This window comes from Pseudooceanicola nanhaiensis DSM 18065, from assembly GCF_000688295.1.
Taxonomy (GTDB): domain Bacteria; phylum Pseudomonadota; class Alphaproteobacteria; order Rhodobacterales; family Rhodobacteraceae; genus Pseudooceanicola; species Pseudooceanicola nanhaiensis.
In genome coordinates this window covers 606,337-627,161 of sequence record NZ_JHZF01000011.1, presented here as the reverse complement: position 1 = coordinate 627,161, position 20,825 = coordinate 606,337, and the positions used below count along the sequence as shown (strand labels likewise).

19 protein-coding genes are annotated in these 20,825 nt (G+C 69.8%); 10 read left to right on the top strand and 9 right to left on the bottom strand.

Annotated elements, in window-relative coordinates:
* Positions 1–66: 66 nt before the first annotated feature.
* Positions 67–1,071, bottom strand: a complete 1,005-nt coding sequence (locus Q344_RS0103965) for a molybdopterin-binding protein (protein WP_028285527.1) — start codon at positions 1,069–1,071, stop codon at positions 67–69.
* Complete coding sequence (locus Q344_RS0103960) at positions 1,068–2,042, bottom strand: XdhC family protein (RefSeq protein WP_028285526.1); 975 nt, start codon at positions 2,040–2,042, stop codon at positions 1,068–1,070. The genes Q344_RS0103965 and Q344_RS0103960 overlap by 4 nt, the downstream gene beginning before the upstream one ends.
* 363 nt (positions 2,043–2,405) lie before the next feature.
* Between Q344_RS0103960 and mce the strand changes: the two genes are divergently transcribed.
* Complete coding sequence (gene mce, locus Q344_RS0103955; protein WP_028285525.1) at positions 2,406–2,810, top strand: methylmalonyl-CoA epimerase; 405 nt, start codon at positions 2,406–2,408, stop codon at positions 2,808–2,810.
* Positions 2,810–3,103 carry a DUF1467 family protein gene (locus Q344_RS23050; RefSeq protein ID WP_036538293.1) on the top strand — a complete coding sequence of 98 codons (294 nt, stop codon included), beginning with the start codon at positions 2,810–2,812 and terminating at the stop codon, positions 3,101–3,103. Before mce ends, Q344_RS23050 begins: the two co-directional genes overlap by 1 nt.
* A gap of 19 nt (positions 3,104–3,122) precedes the next feature.
* Here the strand turns inward: Q344_RS23050 and Q344_RS0103945 are convergent, their stop codons facing one another.
* The 6 genes from Q344_RS0103945 to Q344_RS0103920 form a co-directional block, all read right to left on the bottom strand.
* Positions 3,123–3,827 (bottom strand): EI24 domain-containing protein, encoded by a 705-nt coding sequence (locus tag Q344_RS0103945; RefSeq protein WP_028285524.1) that lies wholly within the window; start codon positions 3,825–3,827, stop codon positions 3,123–3,125.
* Positions 3,812–4,390 (bottom strand): nitroreductase family protein, encoded by a 579-nt coding sequence (locus Q344_RS0103940; protein ID WP_028285523.1) that lies wholly within the window; start codon positions 4,388–4,390, stop codon positions 3,812–3,814. The genes Q344_RS0103945 and Q344_RS0103940 overlap by 16 nt, the downstream gene beginning before the upstream one ends.
* Before the next feature lie 49 nt (positions 4,391–4,439).
* Positions 4,440–4,865 carry a PACE efflux transporter gene (locus tag Q344_RS0103935; RefSeq protein ID WP_028285522.1) on the bottom strand — a complete coding sequence of 142 codons (426 nt, stop codon included), beginning with the start codon at positions 4,863–4,865 and terminating at the stop codon, positions 4,440–4,442.
* Positions 4,866–5,221: 356 nt separating this feature from the next.
* Entirely contained in the window at positions 5,222–7,069 is a 1,848-nt protein-coding gene (locus Q344_RS0103930; RefSeq protein WP_028285521.1) for an OmpA family protein, read from the bottom strand.
* A 106-nt stretch (positions 7,070–7,175) separates the two neighbouring features.
* Positions 7,176–8,408, bottom strand: a complete 1,233-nt coding sequence (locus tag Q344_RS0103925; RefSeq protein ID WP_028285520.1) for a vWA domain-containing protein — start codon at positions 8,406–8,408, stop codon at positions 7,176–7,178.
* Positions 8,409–8,499: 91 nt separating this feature from the next.
* Positions 8,500–9,411, bottom strand: a complete 912-nt coding sequence (locus Q344_RS0103920; RefSeq protein ID WP_028285519.1) for an AAA family ATPase — start codon at positions 9,409–9,411, stop codon at positions 8,500–8,502.
* 229 nt (positions 9,412–9,640) lie between these two features.
* On the opposite strand from Q344_RS0103920, the gene Q344_RS0103915 reads away from it, so the two are divergent.
* The 8 genes from Q344_RS0103915 (at position 9,641) to Q344_RS0103880 (ending at position 19,568) form a co-directional block, all read left to right on the top strand.
* Positions 9,641–10,666, top strand: a complete 1,026-nt coding sequence (locus Q344_RS0103915) for a glycosyltransferase family 2 protein (protein WP_028285518.1) — start codon at positions 9,641–9,643, stop codon at positions 10,664–10,666.
* On the top strand, positions 10,663–11,304 hold the full coding sequence (locus tag Q344_RS0103910) for a sulfotransferase family protein (RefSeq protein ID WP_028285517.1): 642 nt from the start codon (positions 10,663–10,665) through the stop codon (positions 11,302–11,304). The genes Q344_RS0103915 and Q344_RS0103910 overlap by 4 nt, the downstream gene beginning before the upstream one ends.
* Positions 11,301–13,628 carry a glycosyltransferase family 2 protein gene (locus tag Q344_RS0103905; RefSeq protein WP_028285516.1) on the top strand — a complete coding sequence of 776 codons (2,328 nt, stop codon included), beginning with the start codon at positions 11,301–11,303 and terminating at the stop codon, positions 13,626–13,628. The genes Q344_RS0103910 and Q344_RS0103905 overlap by 4 nt, the downstream gene beginning before the upstream one ends.
* A 31-nt stretch (positions 13,629–13,659) precedes the next feature.
* Positions 13,660–14,724, top strand: a complete 1,065-nt coding sequence (locus Q344_RS0103900) for a glycosyltransferase family 2 protein (RefSeq protein ID WP_028285515.1) — start codon at positions 13,660–13,662, stop codon at positions 14,722–14,724.
* 107 nt (positions 14,725–14,831) lie between these two features.
* Entirely contained in the window at positions 14,832–15,791 is a 960-nt protein-coding gene (locus Q344_RS0103895; protein ID WP_028285514.1) for a hypothetical protein, read from the top strand.
* A 44-nt stretch (positions 15,792–15,835) separates the two neighbouring features.
* Entirely contained in the window at positions 15,836–16,876 is a 1,041-nt protein-coding gene (gene pyrC, locus Q344_RS0103890; RefSeq protein ID WP_028285513.1) for a dihydroorotase, read from the top strand.
* Between the two features lie 153 nt (positions 16,877–17,029).
* The gene (locus Q344_RS0103885; RefSeq protein ID WP_028285512.1) at positions 17,030–17,710 is read left to right on the top strand and encodes an orotate phosphoribosyltransferase; all 681 of its coding nucleotides are present in this window, start codon (positions 17,030–17,032) and stop codon (positions 17,708–17,710) included.
* 361 nt (positions 17,711–18,071) lie between these two features.
* A complete protein-coding gene (locus Q344_RS0103880) occupies positions 18,072–19,568 on the top strand; it encodes a replicative DNA helicase (RefSeq protein WP_028285511.1) in 1,497 nt (498 codons plus the stop codon).
* 90 nt (positions 19,569–19,658) lie between these two features.
* Here the strand turns inward: Q344_RS0103880 and Q344_RS23045 are convergent, their stop codons facing one another.
* The gene (locus tag Q344_RS23045; protein WP_051630253.1) at positions 19,659–20,810 is read right to left on the bottom strand and encodes a heme-binding protein; all 1,152 of its coding nucleotides are present in this window, start codon (positions 20,808–20,810) and stop codon (positions 19,659–19,661) included.
* Between the last annotated feature and the right edge of the window lie 15 nt (positions 20,811–20,825).

Below are 20,825 nucleotides of genomic sequence, written 5' to 3'. Positions count from 1 at the left end.
CTCTGTGGATGCTGCTTCGGGCGGAGTTAAACACGCGTCGGGAGGGAGGAAAAGGGAAGATCCGCCCTATTCACGTCTGCGACGCCGCGGCTGCGGGCGGGTCGGGATCTCCTTGAGCAACCCGCCGACGCCCATGCCCGCGATATCGGCCGAGCTGACCTCGAGCCCGCAGGCGACGCGGGCAAGCACCCAATCCGCCCCGTTCAGCGCGGGCGAACGCGCGCAGCCCGGCAGGCCGATCACCGGGCGGTCACCCAGAGCCCCGAGAAAGAGCAGGTTGCCCGGGTCGACCGGCATCCCGAAATGCTCGAGCCGCCCGCCGGCCAGCGCCAGGCCCGACGGCGCCACGTCCTGCGGATCCGAGGTCGCCGAGCCCGTCAGGATGAGGATCAGGTCCTCCTCCGCCGCCGAGATCGCCCCGGCCAGGGGCTCCGCCGCGTGCGGCACCGCGACCGGCCCCGCCATCTCCATCCCGAGCGCCTCGAGCCGGCCGCGGACCGCCTCGACCCCCTTCTCGCCCGCCCCGCCCGGGATCTCCGTCACGATCAGCCGCGCGGTCTTCAGAACGACCGGCTGCAGCCGGATCGCGGGCGGCCCCGCAAGCACCTCCCGCGCCGCCTCCAGATGGAGGCCGGCCAGCGCGTAGGAGATGATCTTCACCGTGGCCACCATGCCGCCGGCTGTCATCTGCTGGAAGGCCGGGACCGTGGCCAGCGTCAGCATCGGATCGATCCGGTTCAGCCGGTCGAGACGCGCGGCATCGAGCACCACCACGCCGGGCGCTTCGGCGATCAGGTTCACCCGGCCGGTGAAGGCCTCGGTCAGCCGCAGCCCCTGCGCCGCCGGGTCCGGCACCAGCGCCGCGGCCACCGCCGCCGCCGCCCGGTCCTCGTCCACGTCGCCGGGATCGAGCCGCGCGACGATCACCGTCTCCATCCCGATCGCGCTCAGCGCCGCGACATCCTCGGCCGTGAGCACCTGCCCCTTGCGCAGACGTCCGCGCGCCAGCCGCACGGAATGCGCGAGCGTCGCACCCTCGGCCTCCTGCAGGGGAACCGGACCGAACCTCATGCCTGCCGCAGCACTTTCGTCATCTCGGCCAGGATCGAGACCGCGATCTCCGCCGGTCCCGCCGCCCCGATGTCGAGCCCGATGGGACCGTGGATGCGCCCGATCGCGCCCTCCGAATGCCCCGCCGCCTCCATCCGCGTCACCCGCTTCGCATGGGTCCGGGTGGAGCCGAGCGCGCCGATGTAGAAGCATTCCGAGGCCAGCGCCTGCTCCAGCGCCGCATCGTCGATCTTGGGATCATGGGTCAGCAGCACCAGCGCCGTCCGGCTGTCGAGGCCCAGATCGTCCAGCACCTCGTCCGGATAGGCCTCGCGGATGTCCTCGCCCGGGAAGCGGTGCTCGGCGGCGAAGGCCGGCCGCGGGTCGATCACCACCGGGTCGTAGCCCGCGATCCGCGCCATCGGCAAAAGCGCCTGCGCGATATGCACCGCGCCCACGCAGATCAGCCTGAGCGGCGGGTTGTGGATCGCGACGAAGGTCCGCCCGTCCTCCTCGAAGCCCGAGCGGTCCGCCCGGAACCGCGCCTCGTAGGCGCCGGGATCGCCGAGAGAGCGGCTCCAGCTTTCGGTATCGACCACATAGGCCGCCTTCTCGCGCGCACCCCGCGCCGCGCAGAGCGCCTCGAGCAGCGCGACCGGCATGCCGCCCGCCCCGCCGACGGGCTCCACGAGGATCCGGATCGTGCCGCCGCAGGCGAGCCCCACGGCGAAGGCGTCGTCGTCCGAGACCCCGAAGGTCAGCACCCGCGAACGTCCGTCCCCGATCGCCTCGATCGCCTCGGTCACCACCGCGCCCTCGACGCAGCCGCCCGAGACCGAGCCCACGAGGTCGCCCTCTCCCGACACCGCCAGCATCGCGCCGGTCCGGCGCGGGGCCGAGCCCCAGGTCTCCACCACCGTGGCCAGCGCCGCGCCCTTGCCGGCGCGGTGGAAGGCCAGCGCCTGTTCGGGGCTGTCGTCGAAACGGTCCATGCGTCTCTCCTTCTGTGGTGGCGGCGCGCCCTCCGGAGGTCCACGCCCGGGGGCAGCCGCCGATCGGGGGCTCTGCCCCCGTACCCCCGGGATATATTGACCAGAGGAAGGCAGAACCAGCCCCTCCCCCTTCCTCTGGTCGCGGGCTCCGCCCGTTCGGTGCCGAAATGCGCCACCGGCGCCTTTCCGGGAAGGCACCTCACTCCCCGCCGGAGGCACATCGCGATTTGCCCGCGGCAAATCGCAAAATGTCGTGTGCGCCGCTTGCGGCGCTCCGTTTCGCACCGCCCGCGACCCTCCGTCCGCTTGATGGAGGCGGCGCGGCGGCGCATAAGGGCCGCGACACCCATTCGGAGGACCATCATGATCGGACGCCTGAACCACGTCGCCATCGCCGTGCCGGATCTCGAGACCGCCTGCGCGCAGTACCGCGACGCCCTCGGCGCGAATGTCGGCGCCCCGCAGGACGAGCCCGACCACGGCGTGACCGTCGTCTTCATCGAACTGCCCAACACCAAGATCGAGCTGCTTTACCCGCTGGGCGAGGCCTCCCCGATCCGCGGCTTCCTCGACAAGAACCCCGCGGGCGGCATCCACCACGTCTGCTACGAGGTCGAGGACATCCTGGCTGCCCGCGACCACCTGCAGGCCACCGGCGCGCGGGTGCTGGGCGATGGCGAACCGAAGATCGGCGCGCATGGCAAGCCGGTGCTGTTCCTGCATCCCAAGGACTTCAACGGCACCCTGGTGGAACTGGAGCAGGTCTGATGGGTCCGACCTCCGCCCTCGTCCTCTTCGCCGTGATCTGGTTCATGGTGCTGCTGATCCTCGCCCCCGTCCGCGTCCGCACCCAGGGCGACGAGGGCGAGGTGGTGCCCGGCACCCATGCCGGCGCGCCCGAGGTGCATCACCTCAAGAAGAAGATGTGGATCACGACCGGCGTCTCGGTCGTGCTCTGGCTGGTGATCGCCGGCATCATCGTCTCGGGCCGGATCTCGGTCCGCGACATCGACTGGTTCCAACGCATGGCCCCGCCGACGGGGATCGAGGCGCAGGGCTGATCCCGCCCGGCGCGGGGTCTCAGCCCCGCGCCTGCAGCTTGTGGAAGATGTGCGTGAAGGTGGCCGCGCCGAGGATCGGGATCACGAGGTTCACCAGCGGGATCGACAGCGGCATCGCCATCAGCACGCCCGCCATCCAGATCGTGCCCATGTGGCGCCGCCGGAGCCGTGCGGCCTCTTCCCGGCCCACCCGGCGCATCGCGGCCAGCGTGTAGTATTCCCGGCCCAGCAGGAACCCGTTCAGCCCCCAGAAGATGAAGAGCGCGAAGGGCGCGAAGATCACGTAGAGCACCAGCGCCAGCAGGTTCGCCGCGATCAGCACGCCGAGGAAGGCGACCGAATCCTTCACCGCCTCGCCGATGCCCTGATGCCCGACCGGGGGAAGCGCGGGGTAATGCCGGTCCTCCACCGCCTGCGCCACGTCGTCGAGGAAGAGCGAGGTGATGGCCGAGGCGACCGGCACCATCAGGAAGACCGAGAGCACCAGCATCACCAGGAAGCCCGTCACGGTGGCCAGATCGTTCACCCATGTCACCGGGCCGATCAGCGGCAGGCTCGCCTCGGGGCCGAGCAGCCAGTTGACGAGCAGCAGGACCCCGGCCGTGACCGCGACGAGCAGCGCGAAGGTCAGCCCCACGCCGATGAACAGCACCCGCCGGAAGCGCGGGTCTCCGAGCTGTCCGATCGTGAGCGAGAAGGCGGCGGGGATTACGCCGAGCGCCATGTCACGATCCGCTCGAGGTCGGGGCGCGGCCGGTCGGGCGGCGCGGCGGTTTCGGTGCCGATATGGATCGTGCCGACCACGCGCTCATGCGGCGAGAGGCCGAGGCCCTCGGTCGTGAAGACCGGGTCCGAGGCCACCCACCCGGTCAGCCAGTTGGCGCCCCAGCCCGCGGCCAGCGCCGCGTTCAGGAGCGACAGGGCCACGGCACCGGCGGAATAGGTCTGTTCGATCACCGGGATCTTGTCCGAGATGACCGGGCTCTCGACCACCACGACGGCGAGCGGCGAGTCGGCGAACTGGCTGACCGCCTTCTCGACATCGCGCGCCTCATGGCCGAGCGCCTCGCCCCGGGCCTTGGCGAGATCCGCGAGACGGTCGAGCGCGCCGCGTTCCAGCACGATGAAGCGCCAGGGCTCCAGCTTGCCGTGATCGGGCGTGCGGGCAGCCGCGGTCAGGATCTCGGTCAGCGCGTCGCGGTCCGGCGCGGGGCCGGTCAGCGTCTTCGCCGGCCGCGACCTGCGGCTCAGCAGGAAATCGAGGGCGGGTTGGTTGCGATCGGGCATGCGGGTCTCCGTACTTGCCCGGCCTATGTCGGCCCTCGGGCCCGGAGGGTCAAGTGGCGGGCTCGGGCGGCACCGGGAAGACCCGGTCGTAGACCCAGTAGAAGACGAAGGCATAGACGAGGAAGAAGGCCGAGAGCGAGATGTCCACCAGGAATGCCTCCCAGAGCCCGAGTCCGAGCACCCAGGCGACGATCGGCACGAGAAAGCCGATCAGCCCCGCCTCGAGCAGGACGGCGTGCAGCAGCCGCAGCGGCAGCGTCTTGTCCACCCCGCCGCGCAGCCGCAGCAGCGCATGGTCGAAGGCGAGGTTGTAGAGGAAGGTCCAGACCGCGGCCACCAACGAGCAGAGCAGCGCGAGCAGGCCGAAATCCCACGGGCTGTGGCCGAAGACCCAGGCCCCGAGCGGACTCACGATCAGCAGCGCGACAAGCTCGAACGCCACGGCCTGCCGGATACGGTCTGACGTCTTGCGCATCTCGGCCCTCCGCGTCTCGGTCGGGCCAGGTCCCCACCGTCGCGGCCGATCCATACGCGGGCGAGGGGAAAACGCAAGCCGCCGGGGCGCGGATGCCGTCAAGCGCGATGCCCTGCCAGCTCCGGGCGAAGGCCGGCGGAGATCAATAGAGTGAGGGCGACGGCCAGCAGAACGCGACGCGCATGATGAAAATGCCCCGAAAGATACCCGCGGACCGCAAAGCGGCCCCGGGCGCGGCCGGCCTGAGCGAAGAGGCTATACCGGCGGCGGGCATCTCCGGCGGGCCCGGAGATGAAAAACGCCCCCGCAGATGGCTGCGGGGGCGTCTGTCGGTCAGCCCGCGGGCTGGTGTCGGATCAGCTGCTCTGGCCGAGCAGCGGGGTGATCCGGCGCACCGCGGCGCGGCGGTTGGCGCGTTCGGCCGTGGCGGTCTCGACCTTCAGGTCGCTCTCGCCGTAGCCCTGCACGACCATGTTCTCCGGCGGGACGCCGAAATACTCGGTCAGGGCCAGTGCGAGCGATTCCGCGCGGCGGTCGGACAGGGCGAGGTTGTAGCCCGCGCCGCCGACAGCGTCGGTGTGACCTTCGACGAGGAAGACCTCGCCGGGGTTCTGCTCGATCGCGTCCTTCATCGCGGCGCCGAGGGCGGCCAGCTCTTCGGCCTCCTCGGGACGGATCACGGCCGAGCCGGTGTCGAAGTTGACGTTGTTCACCTCGATCTCGGGAGCGAGCGCCCGCACCTGCTGGATGTTGCGCACCTGCGCGAGCGAGAAGCTGCGGCCGGGATCGTTCTCCAGACGGGCCTGCAGAGCCTGGCGCAGCGCCTGCTCGTCGGTCTGCTGGAAGTCGATGCTGCGGCGGCTGTCCTCGACCTGCGGCAGATCGTTGACCGTCACCTCCTGGAAGGAGCGCGTGTCGTCGAAGAGCACGACCTCGCGCCCGTCCGCGAGAATGCGGGTTCGGCTGAGCACCCGGCCGTCCGAGGCGCGGATGGTCTCGACCTGGCTGCCGTCCGGGTTGGTCACGACCGTCCGGGTCGAGCCGTCCGAGAAGGAATAGGTCTTCACGTCGGCGCCCGGCTGGCGCAGCAGGCTGTCGTCGTTCTTCAGCACGCGGTAGGTGCCGTTGTCGTCGACCACGACACGGTCGCCCGAGTTCGACACGACCCGCTGCCCGTTGTTCAGCAGCGCACCGATGGCGAGCGCGCCAAGGCCGCCGATGGCGATCTTCTGCGCGGTCGACAGACCTTCGTCGTCCTCTTCGGCCTCTGCCTCGGCCGCAGGCGCGGCCTGGGCCTGAGCCTGAGCGTCAACCTGCGTTTCGAACTCCTCGTCCGAGCTGCGGGCGGTCTCCTCGGTCACGGTCTCTTCGACCAGCTCACCTTCTTCCGATCCGGCGGCGGCCTGAACTTCGGGCGCTTCGCCCGAAAGCGTCTCCTCGGACGGCTCGGACCGCGCCTCGACGGGCTCTTCCGCGGTCGTCTCGGTCTCGGAGCCTGCAGCGGTCGCCTCTTCGGTCGCGGTTGCGTCGCCGGTGGCCTCGGCCTCGGCCGTCGGAGCGGCTTCCGTGGTCGCGGAGTCCTGCGCTGGCGCCTCGGTGGTCGTCACGGCCTCGTCCGAGGTCGCATCGGTCTCGGTCGTGGTTTCGGCGGTCGCTTCGGGGGCATCGGCCTCCGTCGTGGCCTCCGGCTCGGCCCCTGCCTCGGCAGTGGTGGCGTCCCCGCTTTCGACCTGCGTTTCGGTCGTGGCCTCTGCGTTCATGCTGCCGGCGGCCTCGGCCTGGGGCAGTTCTTCGGCGTCAGCCGATTGCGGTTCTTCGGTCGCCGTGGCGTCCGTCGAGGTCTCGGCCTGCTGTTCGGTCGCGGTCGAGTCGGTGGAGGTCTCGGCCTGCTGCTCGGTCGCGGTGGCGTCGGTGGAGGTCTCCGCCTGCTCTTCCGTCGCGGTGGCGTCGGTCGAGGTTTCGGCCTGCTGTTCGGTGGTGGTGGTCTCGGTGTTCTCCGTCGTGGCCGCGTCGACTTCGGCCTCGGTCTCGGCGGGCAGGGTCTCGTCGGTGACGGCCTCGGTGGTGCCTTCTTCCGCGGCCTGCTCGAGCTGCTTCTGCAGTTCTTCTTCGGTCGGTGCGTCCTGCGCCAGGATCGGTGCGGGCGCCGCGACAGCGAGCGCCAGCACGATCGCCGTCGTGGATTTCAGGAATTTGCTCTGCATCGGTGTGGTCCTTCTCCATTCCGCCTCAATGCGGGATCAGGGGAGGAACGCGCGACGATGCATCGGGTTTCATGCATGAATCGCGACAGGCGATGTCCCGCCGATGTCAGCGGGGCTTCAAAATATTGATAAGACGGGTCTTTTCACCGTCTCCGCTGGCGCGCGACAGCCGGTCGCCAAGATCTTCCAGCGAGGCGACGTCATGGGCGGAACAGAGCGCGTCCACCTGCGGCAGAAGGGCCGCCACGCCACGGGCGCGGGGTGCGAAACCGTCGAACCGCAGCAGCGGGTTCAGCCAGATCAGACGCCGGGCCGACAGGCGCAGCCGCTCCGCCTCGGCCGCAAGCTGCACCGGGTCGCCGCGGTCGAGCCCGTCGGTCACCAGCAGCACCACGGCGCCCTGCCCCAGAACGCGGCGCGACCAATCCCGGTTGAAGGCGCGCAGGCTGTCCCCGATCCGGGTGCCGCCCTGCCAGTCCCGCGCCTCGGCGCCGGCGGCCGCCAGCGCCTCGTCCACGTCGCGCGCGGCCATGTGGCGGGTGATGTTGGTCAGCCGCGTGCCGAAGGTGAAGGCATGGACCCGCGCCCAGCCCGCCCCGCGCCGGCTGGCGACCGCATGAACGAAATGCAGCAGCATCCGTGAATATGCCGTCATCGAGCCGGAGATGTCGCAGAGCACGACGAGGTTCGGCGCGCGCGGGCGGGGGCGTTCGCGGACCGGGGCCGAGAGCTCTCCGCCCCGGCGCAGCGCGCGGCGCAGGGTGCGGGCACGGTCGATCCGGCCCGTCGCCGCGCCACGGCCGCGCCGCGCGGGCACCGGCGGGACCGGCAGGGCGAGGGTCGCGATCATCCGCTCGGCCGCCGCGCGCTCGGCCCCGGTCATCTGGGCGAAGTCGAGACGGCGCAGGCGTTCGCCCGGCGACGCGGTGCCGCGCATGTCGAGCGTGAGCTCGGGCCGCTCCTCGCGGGGGGGATCCGGGATCAGCCCGTCGAGCAGCGCCTCGGCCGCGCGCGTCTCCGCGGGGGGCCGTGTCTCGGGTGCGCCGGCCGCGCGCAGGGCCGGCATCATCGCCGCCATCAGCGTCTCGAGCGCCCGGGGATCGCGCCAGAACATCCGGAAGACCTGCGCGAAGACCGCCCGGTGCCCGGGGCGCGAGACGAAACAGGCGTGCAGGGTCCAGTAGAAATCCGCGCGTTCCGTGAAGCCCGCGGCGGCCACCGCCTCGACCGCATCGGCGATGCGAGCGGGTCCGATCGGCAGCCCCGCCCGCCGCAGGGCGCGGGCGAAATGGGCGATGTTGGCGGCGAGCTGCGGCGCCTCTGCCGGGGCGCGGCTCATGCGGGGCGGGTGCAGGGGGGCTGTCTGCCCCCCGCCGGGCCTGCGGCCCGCCTCCCCCCGAGGATATTTCCGGCAAGAGGAAGGGGCCCGGTCATGCGGCGGGTCCGAGGCGCGCGCGGACCTCGGACAGGAGGCGGGCGGCCTCGGAGCCCTCCATCCGGGCGATGTCGTCCTGGTATTTCAGCACGGCGCCCAGCGTGTCCGAGATGAGCTCGGGGCTGAGCGCGACCGCGTCGAGGGCGAGCAGGCATTTCGCCCAGTCGATCGTCTCGGCCACGCCGGGCCGCTTGAAGAGGTCCTCGGCCCGCAGACGCTGGACGAAGCCCGTGACCTCCTGCGCGAGCCGGGCGCCGGCCTCGGGCACGCGGGCGGCCAGGATCTCCATCTCGGCCGCGAAGTCCGGGTAATCGACCCAGTGGTAGAGGCAGCGGCGCTTCAGCGCATCATGGACCTCGCGCGTGCGGTTCGAGGTCAGCACCACGATCGGCGGTTCGGGCGCGCGGATCGTGCCGAGCTCGGGGATCGTCACCTGGTGGTCCGAGAGCGCCTCGAGCAGGAAGGCCTCGAAGGGTTCGTCGGCGCGGTCGATCTCGTCGATCAGCAGGACGGGCGGGCCGTTCTCATGCGGGCGCATGGCCTGCAGGAGCGGCCGTTCGATCAGGAAGTCGGGGCCGAAGAGATCCCGGTTCAGCAGCTCCGCGTCGGCGTTTCCCGCCGCCTCGGCGGTGCGGATCGCGATCATCTGCGCGGCGAAATTCCATTCGTAGACCGCCGTCGTCGCATCCAGCCCCTCGTAGCATTGCAGCCGGATCAGGTCGCGCCCGAGCGTGGCGGCCAGCGTGCGCGCGATCTCGGTCTTGCCGGTCCCGGCCTCGCCCTCCAGAAAGAGCGGCCGCCCGAGCCGCAGCGCGAGGAAGGCCACCGTGGCAAGCGGACGGGAGGCGACGTAGCCCGCCCGGCCCAGCGTCTGCTGCATCGCGTCGATACTTCCGGGTGCCTGCATGCGCGTCCCTTCCCCTCTGCCCGCGCCAGCCTGCACCCCGGCGCGGCGCAGTCAAGCCGCCGGGCGCGCGCCTCGTGCAGAAGTCACGGCTGCCGTGGCGAAACCGGGGCGGACGATTGACGCAAACTCCCCGATCGGGTCATCTTTTGGCCAAGGAAAGACGGTTCAACCGCGCCCGAGAGGCTGCGAGCGACAGAATGGCACCGAGCAAACAGGCGGAGGCGCGGAGATGCGCATAACCGCCGTCACCTGCGTGAAGAACGAAGGGCCCTTCCTGCTGGAATGGATCGCCTTCAACCGGCTGATCGGGGTCACCGGGTTCCTGGTCTATTCGAACGATTGCACCGATGGCACCGACAGGCTGCTCGACGCGCTGGCGGGTCACGGGCTGGTGACGCACCTGCCCAACCCGGCCGAGGGGCGCAATTACCAGATGGAGGCGCTGAAGGACGCAAGGCGCCAGGCGGTGGTGTCCGAGGCCGACTGGCTCTGGGTCGCGGATGTGGACGAGTTCCTGAACATCCACGCCGAGGGCCACACGATTCCCGCCCTGATCGCAGCCTGCGGCGATCCGCAGGCGATCTCGGTGCATTTCCAGTTCTTCGGCAACGATGGCGTGGAGCGGTTCGAGGACCGGCCGGTGATCGCGCAATTCACCCGGTCCCACAATCCCGACATCTGGTGCAGCGAGACCGCGATCGAGGTCAAGACGCTGGTCCGCGGGGACTTTCCCTTGCAGTATCTCGGCGCGCACCGGCCCTTCGTCCGGAAATCCGCGAAGGCCGCCCCGGTCTGGACCGACGGATCCGGCCGCCCGGTGCCCGACAATTTCCTGCGCGCGGCGCATGAGCGGCGGATCCGCAAGTTCCCGGCCCGCGGCGCGCGCGCGTTCGCCACGCTCAACCACTATGCGCTGCGCTCGCTCGACAGCTACCTCGTGAAGACCGACCGCGGCGACGTGAACCGCGAGAACCGCGCCTTCGACGACACCTACTGGCGCGAGCGGGCCGACATCGCCTGGCAGGACCGCAGCATCCTGCGCCACCTGCCGGCGCTCGAGCGCGAGATCGCCGCGCTGAAGGACCTGCCCGGCGTCGCCGCGCTGCACGCGGAGGCCGTGGCGCTGCACCGCGCGAAATGCGCCGCGCTGGACACGCAGCCCGGATACCGCGCCCTGCGGGCGCAGCTGAAGGCCGCGGGCACGCTCCCCCCGCGCGAGGCGGCGCTGCTGGCCGAGCTGGGGCTCGCGCCGTGAGCCGGCTCAGGGTCATCAACCTCGGCCTGCCGAAGAGCGGCACGACCACGCTGGGCGAGGCGCTGAAGCGCGCCGGGCTCTCGGTCGCCGACCACCGGATCCCCGGGGCGGAGATTGGGTCCGGGGACAGGCGGCGGCGTTTCGTGGGCGATCTGCTCTACGCCGGGTATTTCCGCACCGGCGATCCGCTGGCCGAGCTCGACGCCTTCGACGCGATCGCCGAATGTTCGTATCTCACCGGCCCGCGGTCGGTCTGGCCGCAGATGGATTTCGGCCTGATCGAAGCGATCCGCACCCACCACGACGGCGTCCGCTTCGTCGCCACGCACCGGCGGCCGAAGCTGCTTGCGCGCTCCATGCTGGCATGGAGCAACATGAACGACCGGCTCCAGCGGGCGCAGATCCCGGGGCTGCCGAATGGGTATGGAGAGACGACGCTGGAACGGGTCACCTGGATCAAGGCGCATTACGCGCACCTGCGGCGCATCTTCGGGGCGCGCTCGGAGCAGTTCCTGATGCTCGACGTGGCGGCCGAGGATGCCCGCGAGCAGCTCGCCGATTTCCTCGGGATCGCACTGCCGTGGTGGGGACGCGCCAATCCGAACCCCGATCCGTCTCTTGCGGGGGGCAAGGGATGAGGATCGTCCTGCACATCGGGGTCGACACGCGGGCGGTCGCGCGGCTGCAATCGGTGCTGGCGGCCAAGCGCGGGCAGCTTGCCGCGAAGGGCGTGCTCTTCCCGCGCAGTCCCGGGAACGAGAACCACACGCGCCTCTTCATGGCGGTGAGCGACCCGGATCATGTCGACACGCTGCGCGACAACCGCGGCTTTGCCGAGCCTGCGCGCCAGGCGCGGTTGCGGGAGGACGTGACGGCGGGGCTCGCCAGGGAGATCGCGGCGCAGCGGCCGGAGACGCTGGTGCTCTCGGCCGTCCAGCTGGGCCAGGGCCTTGCGCGGCGGTCCGAGCTGGAGCGGCTGCGGGACATGCTCTCGGGCTGGTCGAACGATATTCGGGTGGTGGCCCACGTGGACGCGCCCGCCTCCCTGCTGGCCCGGCATTACGCGGCGCAGGTGCTCGAGGGTCGCGCGTCCGGGTTGGAGGTCGAGCTGGGGCTGGGGCCCGAGTGGTGGCAGGCTGCCCTTGCCGCGACGCCCGGGGCCGATCCGGCGGCCGGGATCTTTGCCGAGGTGCAGGGCCCGGCCTTCTGGCTGGATTACGAACGCCTCGCAAGCCATTGGGAAAGCGTGTTCGGAGCGGGACGGGTGGCGCTCCGCTCCACCGATGAGAGCATCTGGGGCCCCGGCGCGACGGAGGAGATCCGCACGGCCTTCGGGATCGAGCCCCGGATCGGCAAGGCCGAGCCTGCCACGCCGCCCGAGCCGCCATCGGCCGCATGGCTCGCCCGGGGCCGCGCCTTCAACGCGCTCACATTGCGGATGCTGGCGCGACGCGACCGGGTCCTGCCGCGGCCGCTTCAGATGCGTTTCATGGAAGAGATGAGGATAGACGGAGAACCGGTTGATCCGGCGTCTCTTTCCAGAATTTCCGAAAGGTTCGCACCGATGCTTTCGAGGCTGGAGCGGTCCCATCCTGGCCTGCATCTACCGCCGCCGCCCGCGCCCGCCGACGCCTGGCAGGAGGCCGACCCGCGCCACGGCTTCCGCGCCTCGCAATACCTCTCGGCCTTCCTCTGGCGGATCGACAAGGCGACCGCCGAGGCCAAGGCCGCCACGCGGCTTGACGGCCAGGCGGCACCTCTCCAGAAGCCCGACCTCCCGCCCGAGGCCGCCCGCGCGCAGATGCCGCCCGAGGCGATCCGCAAGTATCAGGAGATCCTCCGCTCACCCTTCCGGCCGCACAACCGCCTGGGCAGCGTGGACGAGGAAACGCCCGGCACGCCCTACGCGCCTGCCCCGGCCCGGACGCCCGGCCCCGGCTCCTCCGGCAACCTGATCGTCGCCTGCATGAAGGACGAGGCGCCCTACGTCCTCGAATGGATCGCCTATCACCGTGCGATCGGCTTCGACACGTTCCTGATCTACACCAACGATTGCTCGGACGGGACCGACGCCATACTCGCCCGTCTGGACGAGATGGGCGTGGTCCATCATCGCGACAACACTGGCTGGACCGGCAATTCCCCGCAGCAATGCGCGCTCGATGCGGCGATGGCGGAGCCCGTCTTCCGCAACGCCGCATGGATCGCCCATATCGACGTGGACGAATTCGTGAACATCCGCTGCGGCAACGGGACGCTCGGGGACCTCTTCGCCCGCACCGGCGACGCGACCAACATCGCGATGACCTGGCGTCTCTTCGGGCATGACGGCGTGACGCGGATAAAGGACCGGCCGGTGATCGCGCAGTTCACCTCCTGCGCCCCGAAATTCGCCCCGAAGCCGCATACGGCCTGGGGTTTCAAGACCCTCTTCCGCAACAACGGGGTCTATTCCCGGCTCTCCTGCCACCGGCCCAACAGGCCCGATCCCGACCGCGTGGACGAGATCACCTGGGTGAACGGCTCGGGTGCGCCGATGGGTCCGCAGGTGGTCCGGAACGGCTGGCGCAATTCGCGGCGCTCGATCGGCTACGACCTCGTGCAGCTGAACCACTATGCCCTGCGATCGGCCGACAGCTACCTCGTGAAACGCCAGCGCGGCCGGGCTCTGCATGTCGACCGCGCGATCGGCTTGAACTACTGGATCCGGATGGACTGGAACGACACGCGGGACGTCACGATCCAACGCAACCTGCCCCGGCTGAAGACCGAAATGGCCCGCCTGCGCGCCGACCCCGCGCTCGAGGCATTGCATGCCGCGGGTCTCGGCTGGCACCGCGCCAAGGCGGAGGAGCTGCGGAACACCCCGGAGTTCCGCGCGCTCTACGACCAGGCGCTCGGCATCCGGCTGAACGGGACCGAGCGGGTGGCCTATGCCCTGGCGCTCGACATGGAAAGCTGAAGGCAATGAACGAAGATCGGCCGATAACAGGATGAAATTCCTTGCCATCCTTTGCGTCCGTAACGAGGGCGCCTTCCTGCTCGAATGGCTCGCGCATCACCGCGCGACAGGCTTCACCGATTTCGTGGTCTTTTCGAACGATTGCGACGACTGCACCGACCTGCTGCTCGACCGGCTGCAGGAGCTCGGGGCGCTGACCCACATCCGCAACGACGGCCCCTACGAGAACGGCGGCATCCAGTTCACCGCGCTGAAGATCGCGGACACCCTGCCGGTGGTGCGCACGGCGGACTGGATCCTCACGCTCGACGTGGACGAGTTCGTCAATGTCCATACGGGCGCGCATCGCCTGCCCGACCTGATCGCCGCCCTCCCCGAGGCCACGGCCATCACGCTCACCTGGCGGCTCTTCGGCAATGCCGAGGTGATCCGGTTCGAGGATGCGCCCGTCACCCGGCAGTTCACCCGCGCCGCGCCCGAGGTGCTGACATGGCCGTGGCGGGCGTCGATGTTCAAGACGCTGTACCGCAACGACGGCACCTACCGGAAGCTGGGCGTGCACCGGCCGCGCGACCCGGATCCGGAGCGGCTGGCCTCTGCCCGCTGGTTCGACGCCTCGGGGCGCGCGCTCGACGAGAAGTTCCGGACCGGGCAGATCTTCTCGCCCTACGGCCGCAAGAACAACGGGCTGGCCCAGCTCAACCACTATCCGCTCGGCGCGATGGAGAGCTTCGTGGTCAAGGCCGACCGGGGACGCGCCGTGCATTCCGGGGACATGCTCGACATCGACTACTGGATCGAACGCAACCTCAACACCGACGAGGACCGCACGATCCTGGCGCTTGCGCCCGAGGCCGAGGCGGAGCGCGCGCGCCTGATGGCGGACGCGGAGGTGGCGCGCCTGCACCATGCCGCCGCCCGCTGGCGCCGCACGCGATTCGAGGCGCTGATGCTGGAGGAGCCCTACCGTGCGCTCTTCGGCCGGCTGCTGATGACGCCGCCCAGCCGAACGGTGACCGAGAATGCCGCGCGGTTCCTGATCCGGCGGGCGAACCTTGCGCGCCGCAAGGACAATTCGGATGAAACCGGTGCATAATTGCCGAAACGGCGACAATTCCACGCGGACCTTCGCGCCGCTGCGGTTATGATGCAGGATGACAGCCGGACCGCTCCTTCGGGGACGGACGGGGTACGGGGGACAAGATGAACGAGACGGACACGGCGTTCGGCCGGTCGCTCGCGGGGCTGGACGCGTCTGACTGGCTGCGCGAATTCGTCGACATCGCCGAGGAGCACGGCTATTTCCAGCCGCTCGGCAAGCACCATTTCGCCGCGCTGGTCGAACGGGGCGTGACCCTGCTCGTCACCTTCGAGACCCTGCCCGCGATCCGCACCGAGGGCGAACCGCTGGGCTGGCAGATGGTGCGCGATCATGGCTGGTCGCACCTCTGCATCGCCAGCGACACCGACACGTGGTTCCGCGATCCAAAGGTCTACGGCTTCTTCGACAGGCTGATCGACGACGGCTTCCTCGAGGATTTCGAGCGGGTGGTGTTCTACGGCGCGGGCCCCTGCGGCTATGCCGCGGCGGCCTTCTCGGTCGCCGCGCCGGGCGCCACCGTGCTGGCCGTCGCGCCGCAGGCGACGCTCGATCCGGGGCTGACGCTCTGGGACGACCGCTTCCCCGAGATGCGGCGCGTCGATTTCACGGACCGCTACGGCTTCGCGCCCGACATGATCGAGGCGGCCGAGCGTGCCTTCGTCATCTTCGACCCGACGATCCTGCAGGACGCGGCCCATGCCGCGCTCTTCCGGCGCCCGAACGTCACCTACCTGCGGATGCGCCGGATGGGCCCGGCGATCGAGACCGACCTCAAGACCATGCGCATCCTGCCCCGCCTGCTGGAGCTTGCCGGCACCGGACGGCTGACGCCCCGGAGCTTCGCGCGGCTGGCGCGGACCCGGCGCAGCCACCCGCCCTACCTCCGCCGCCTCCTGGCCGCCGTCGAGGCCGCGGAGCGGCCGGGCCTGGCCCTCGCGCTCTGCCGCAACGTGGTCTCGCGGATGAAGGCGCCGCGCTTCGCCCGGCGGCTCGAGACGCTCGAAGCCGCGGCCCCGGCGCCCGAGGCGGAGGCGGAGGCGGAGGCGGCGCGCTCCGGCTGATCGCGGGGCTGGAAAAGCCGCGGGGGCTGCGCTATGCGCTGGCCATGACCCAGAGCCTCACCCTCCGCCGCCCGGACGACTGGCACCTGCACCTGCGCGACGGCGCGATGCTGAAGGCCGTGCTGCCGGAATCCGCGCGCCACTTCGCCCGCGCCATCATCATGCCGAACCTCGTGCCGCCGGTGGTCACCTCCGCCGACGCCGCGGCCTACCGCGACCGGATCATGGCGGCCCTGCCCGAGGGCATGGCGTTCAGGCCGCTGATGACGCTCTACCTGACCGAGGAGACCGACCCGGCCGACGTGCGCGCGGCCCATGCCTCGGGGCTGATCACCGCGGTGAAGCTCTACCCGGCGGGGGCCACGACGAACTCGGCCTCGGGGGTGCGCGATTTCGAGAAGATCCGCGGCGTGCTCGACTGCATGGCCGAGATCGGGCTGCCGCTCTGCACCCATGGCGAGGTGACGGCGCCCGAGGTCGACATCTTCGACCGCGAGGCGGTCTTCATCGACAAGGTGCTGGACCCGATCCGGCGCGCCCATCCGGGGCTGCGCGTGGTGATGGAGCACATCACCACCTCGGACGCCGTGGATTACGTGACGGACGCGGACGAGAACCTCGGCGCGACGATCACCACGCACCACCTCGTCATCAACCGCAACCACCTCCTCGTGGGCGGCATCAGGCCGCATTACTACTGCCTGCCGGTCGCCAAGCGCGCCACGCACCAGCGCGCGCTGGTCAAGGCCGCAACCTCGGGCGCCGCGCGGTTCTTCCTCGGCACCGACAGCGCGCCGCATGTGGACGCGCTGAAGGAACATGCCTGCGGCTGCGCCGGCTGCTTCACGGCGACGAACACGATGTCGGTTCTGGCGGAGGTGTTCGAACGGGAAAACGCGCTCGACAGGCTCGAGGCGTTCACCTCGCTCAACGGCCCGGCCTACTACTTCCTCGCGCCCAACGAGGAGACGATCACCCTGACCAGGGGCGACCCCGTCACCTATCCCGCCAAGATCGAGGGCGGCGACGGCCCCGTGACCGTCTTCGACCCCGGCTTCCCGCTGCACTGGCGGGTCGATGCCTGACCCCCGGCTTCATCTTTCCGAAAATACTCCCGCCGGAGGCATCGCCGCCATCGGCGGCGATCACGGGGCAAGGCCCCGTGACGATTTCGCCTTCGGCGAGAGTATTTATGGAAAGATGAAGCACGGGACCTTCGCCTACAGGAGACCTTCCGCATGATCCCCTCGTCCTATCCCTCGCCCGAGGAAATCGCCCGCCTCTCCGCCGGCATGCTGCTCGACATCGAGGCGGTGCATTTCAACGCGGCCGAGCCCTATACCTATGCCTCCGGGCTTCAGGGGCCGACCTATATCGACTGCCGGAAGCTGATCTCCTACCCGCGCATCCGGTCCACCCTGATGGACTTCCTGACCGTCACCGTGATGCGGAACGCAGGCCTCGAGGCCTTCGACAACATCGCGGGCGGCGAGACGGCGGGCATTCCCTTCGCGGCCCTCGTCGCCGAGCGCATGGCGCTGCCGATGACCTATGTGCGCAAGAAACCCAAGGGCTACGGCCGGAACGCCCGGATCGAGGGCCAGATGAGCGAAGGCCAGCGGGTCCTGCTGGTCGAGGACCTCACCACCGACGGCGGCTCGAAGATCTCCTTCGTGGACGCGATCCGCGAGACCGGCGCCTCCTGTGCGCATACGGCGGTGATCTTCTATTACGGCATCTTCCCCCAGACCGAGAAGACGCTGGGAGATCATGGCGTGAGCCTGCATCACCTCTGCACCTGGTGGGACGTGCTGGCCGAGGCACGCCGTCGCGAGGCCTTCGACGCCGAGACCCTGGCCGAGGTCGAACGCTTCCTCGCCGCGCCGCGGGAATGGCAGGAGGCCCGCCGGAACGGCTGACGATTCGGCCGGGCGGCCGGGGCGGCCCGGCCGGCAGGCGCGCAATTCCGCAATGCGGAAGGCTGGCGCGGCATGGGCCGGCCGCCGTGCCGGCGATGCGCGGAAAGTGACGTATGCCTCCGCCGAGCTTTGTCGGCACCCCCGCAAGATCTCGCGAATTGCTCGCGTCGCTTGCATAGATGTGGTAGCGTCGGCTTATGCACAGATCATCCACAGGATATCCAGATTGCCGGTCGCCCGGGGCCTCGGTTAATGCTTCGTTTCACAGAACGACGCGTCGTCCGAGACGCGCATATCGAGGCAGCGGGCAGACCGGCGCGGGAGACGCGCCGAGGCGGCTCGTGGGCTGCGAGGGGACGAGATGAACGACCATGCGAGGATTGACGCCGGCGGGGCCCTTGTGCCCCAGTCCGACGCCGCGGACCGTGTGCCGCATTCCATCGAGGCGGAGCAGCAGCTCCTGGGCGCGCTGCTGACCAACAACGACATCTACGACAAGATCGCGGGCATCATCGGCCCGCAGCACTTCTACGAACCGGTGCACGCGCGCATCTTCGAGACCGCCGCGGCGCGGATCGCGAAGAACAATCTCGCCTCCCCGGTGACGCTGAAGGCGTTCCTCGAGGATGACGAGGGGCTGAAGGAACTGGGCGGACCCGCCTACCTGGCGCGGATCGCGGGCGCGGCCGTCTCGGCCTATGCGGCCAAGGATTACGCCCAGATGATCTATGACATGGCGATCCGTCGCCAGCTGATCGCGCTCGGGCAGGAGATCTCGGCCAAGGCCGCCAAGGTCGACGTGAAGTCCGAGCCGAAGGAGCAGATCGTCGAGGCCGAGCAGCAGCTCTACAAGCTGTCCGAACAGGGCCAGACCGAGAGCGGCTTCGTGTCCTTCCTGCGTGCCGTCACCGACGCGGTGAACGTCGCGAACGCCGCCTACCAGCGCGAGGGGGGCCTTGCGGGGATCTCCACCGGGCTCGTGGACATGGACAAGAAGCTCGGCGGCCTGCACCCCTCGGACCTTCTGATCCTCGCCGGGCGGCCCTCGATGGGGAAGACCTCGCTCGCCACCAACATCGCCTTCAACGTGGCCAAGGCCTACAAGCGCGGCATCCGGCATGACGGGACCGAGGGCGCCATCGACGGCGGCGTCGTGGGTTTCTACTCGCTCGAGATGTCGGCCGAGCAGCTGGCCGCCCGGGTCCTGTCCGAGGCGGCCGAGGTGCCCTCGGAGCAGATCCGCAAGGGCGACATGACGGAGGAGGAGTTCCGCCGCTTCGTCGAGGCCGCGAAGACGCTCGAATCCTGCCCGCTCTACATCGACGACACGCCCGCCCTGCCGATCGCCCAGCTCGCCGCACGGGCGCGGCGGCTGAAGCGGACCCACGGGCTCGACCTCCTGATCGTCGACTACCTTCAGCTCGTCCGCGGCACGGCCGAGAACCGGGTGAACGAGATCGCCGAGATCTCGATGGGCATGAAGGCGATCGCGAAGGAGCTGAACATCCCCGTGATCGCGCTCTCGCAGCTGTCGCGTCAGGTGGAGAGCCGCGAGGACAAGCGTCCGCAGCTCTCGGACCTGCGGGAATCGGGCTCGATCGAGCAGGACGCGGACGTGGTCATGTTCGTCTTCCGCGAGGAATATTACGTCGAACGCGAGAAGCCCTCGGACGACAAGATGGAAGAGATCGCCGCCTGGCAGGAGCGCATGGAGCGGCTCCACGGCAAGGCCGAGGTCGTCATCGGCAAGCAGCGCCACGGGCCGATCGGCACCGTGGAGCTGAGCTTCGACGGCCGCTTCACCCGGTTCGGCAACCTCGTGAAGCCCTGGCAGAACGGCAACGACGACGGCTACTGAGACCCGGCATTATCGAGCAGAGCGGCCCCTGCCTCCTTCGGGAGGCGGGGGTCGCCGTTTCCGGGGCCGCGTGACCCCGGAACCCGAGGTTTACGCGTAGGTTTTCTCGGACAGGTTGGCCGACGCGATCACCGTCGCCTCCTCGGCCGGACGCGCGGGCTTCTCGATCCGCTCCATCATGTTGATCGAGACATGCGGCCAGCGGATCAGGCCCGGCCGCCCGTCGAACCGTCCGAAGAAGTCCAGGAAGATGAACTGCGAATAGGCCAGCACCAGCCGCGGGTCGCCGTCCTCGTCCATCTCGTCGAGCTCCATGATCCAGAAGGTCGACCGCATCAGCGTCGGGTTCGCCTGCCGCACGATGAAGGGGATGTTGTTGATCCCGCCCTCCATCACGTCCGTCTCAAGGACCAGTTCCGTCGTGCGCACGACATTGGGCGGCATGCCGAGCCGCAGGAGCAGGTTCGTGTCATCCGGCCCGAAGCCCGGGAAGCCCGCGTCGCCGATCACGCCCTTGAAGGGCTGGTCGATGAAATGCCGATAGGGGAAGAGATAGCTGTCCTCGGTCGCCTGGTTCACCGCCGCGGCGATGTTCGAGGCGACACCTTCGGGAAGGCCCGACAGCGGCGGGATGCTGGGCGGGCCGTCGAACGAGGCCGCGCGGCCGAGTGCCGCGGCCGCATCGCCATGCGGGATGGTGGCCAGCCGGGCGATGTCGAAGCCGTTGATCGTCTGATCCTTCATGTGCAGGAAGAACCCGGGCTCGTGGTGGATCGGCAGTTCGGGATCGCCGGCCGTGCCGCTGACCGAGGCGTCTTCGGCCTTTATCTGCGCGATCATCTGCTGGTAATCGAGCGCCGCCACCCGCTGGTCCGCGTTCTGGGCCGGGGTCTCCTGCGTGATGCCCCGGTTCGGGACACCGTCGTCGATGAATTTGAATTCCAGCACCTCGTTGTACTGGTTCATCAGGACGCGGTAGTTGCGCCGCGCGCCGGCCTCGGCGAAGGGCAGCGCGATCAGGTTCCAGCCGCGCCCGTCGAAGGGGCTCTGACCCTGTCCGGTCAGGGTGCCTTCGCCCTTGAAGAGGTTCGGGGTGCCGTCGTTGTTCGTGACCCGGTGTTCCGGACGGATATTGGCCCATGTGCCCGGCAGAAGCCGCAGCGGACCGAGATCCGGTTCATTGGGCCTGGCGACACGGATCTCACGATGGGCGCCGGCCGAGCCGGGAGAATAATCCTGCATGTCAATCGCTCCGAT

What these genes read in the sequence shown, in the direction of transcription:
- Q344_RS0103965 (WP_028285527.1), bottom strand. Translation starts at nt 1,071, where the DNA reads ATGAGGTTCGGTCCGGTTCCCCTGCAGGAGGCCGAGGGTGCGACGCTC.
- Q344_RS0103960 (WP_028285526.1), bottom strand. Translation starts at nt 2,042, where the DNA reads ATGGACCGTTTCGACGACAGCCCCGAACAGGCGCTGGCCTTCCACCGC.
- mce (WP_028285525.1), top strand. Translation starts at nt 2,406, where the DNA reads ATGATCGGACGCCTGAACCACGTCGCCATCGCCGTGCCGGATCTCGAG.
- Q344_RS23050 (WP_036538293.1), top strand. Translation starts at nt 2,810, where the DNA reads ATGGGTCCGACCTCCGCCCTCGTCCTCTTCGCCGTGATCTGGTTCATG.
- Q344_RS0103945 (WP_028285524.1), bottom strand. Translation starts at nt 3,827, where the DNA reads ATGGCGCTCGGCGTAATCCCCGCCGCCTTCTCGCTCACGATCGGACAG.
- Q344_RS0103940 (WP_028285523.1), bottom strand. Translation starts at nt 4,390, where the DNA reads ATGCCCGATCGCAACCAACCCGCCCTCGATTTCCTGCTGAGCCGCAGG.
- Q344_RS0103935 (WP_028285522.1), bottom strand. Translation starts at nt 4,865, where the DNA reads ATGCGCAAGACGTCAGACCGTATCCGGCAGGCCGTGGCGTTCGAGCTT.
- Q344_RS0103930 (WP_028285521.1), bottom strand. Translation starts at nt 7,069, where the DNA reads ATGCAGAGCAAATTCCTGAAATCCACGACGGCGATCGTGCTGGCGCTC.
- Q344_RS0103925 (WP_028285520.1), bottom strand. Translation starts at nt 8,408, where the DNA reads ATGAGCCGCGCCCCGGCAGAGGCGCCGCAGCTCGCCGCCAACATCGCC.
- Q344_RS0103920 (WP_028285519.1), bottom strand. Translation starts at nt 9,411, where the DNA reads ATGCAGGCACCCGGAAGTATCGACGCGATGCAGCAGACGCTGGGCCGG.
- Q344_RS0103915 (WP_028285518.1), top strand. Translation starts at nt 9,641, where the DNA reads ATGCGCATAACCGCCGTCACCTGCGTGAAGAACGAAGGGCCCTTCCTG.
- Q344_RS0103905 (WP_028285516.1), top strand. Translation starts at nt 11,301, where the DNA reads ATGAGGATCGTCCTGCACATCGGGGTCGACACGCGGGCGGTCGCGCGG.
- Q344_RS0103900 (WP_028285515.1), top strand. Translation starts at nt 13,660, where the DNA reads ATGAAATTCCTTGCCATCCTTTGCGTCCGTAACGAGGGCGCCTTCCTG.
- Q344_RS0103895 (WP_028285514.1), top strand. Translation starts at nt 14,832, where the DNA reads ATGAACGAGACGGACACGGCGTTCGGCCGGTCGCTCGCGGGGCTGGAC.
- pyrC (WP_028285513.1), top strand. Translation starts at nt 15,836, where the DNA reads ATGACCCAGAGCCTCACCCTCCGCCGCCCGGACGACTGGCACCTGCAC.
- Q344_RS0103885 (WP_028285512.1), top strand. Translation starts at nt 17,030, where the DNA reads ATGATCCCCTCGTCCTATCCCTCGCCCGAGGAAATCGCCCGCCTCTCC.
- Q344_RS0103880 (WP_028285511.1), top strand. Translation starts at nt 18,072, where the DNA reads ATGAACGACCATGCGAGGATTGACGCCGGCGGGGCCCTTGTGCCCCAG.
- Q344_RS23045 (WP_051630253.1), bottom strand. Translation starts at nt 20,810, where the DNA reads ATGCAGGATTATTCTCCCGGCTCGGCCGGCGCCCATCGTGAGATCCGT.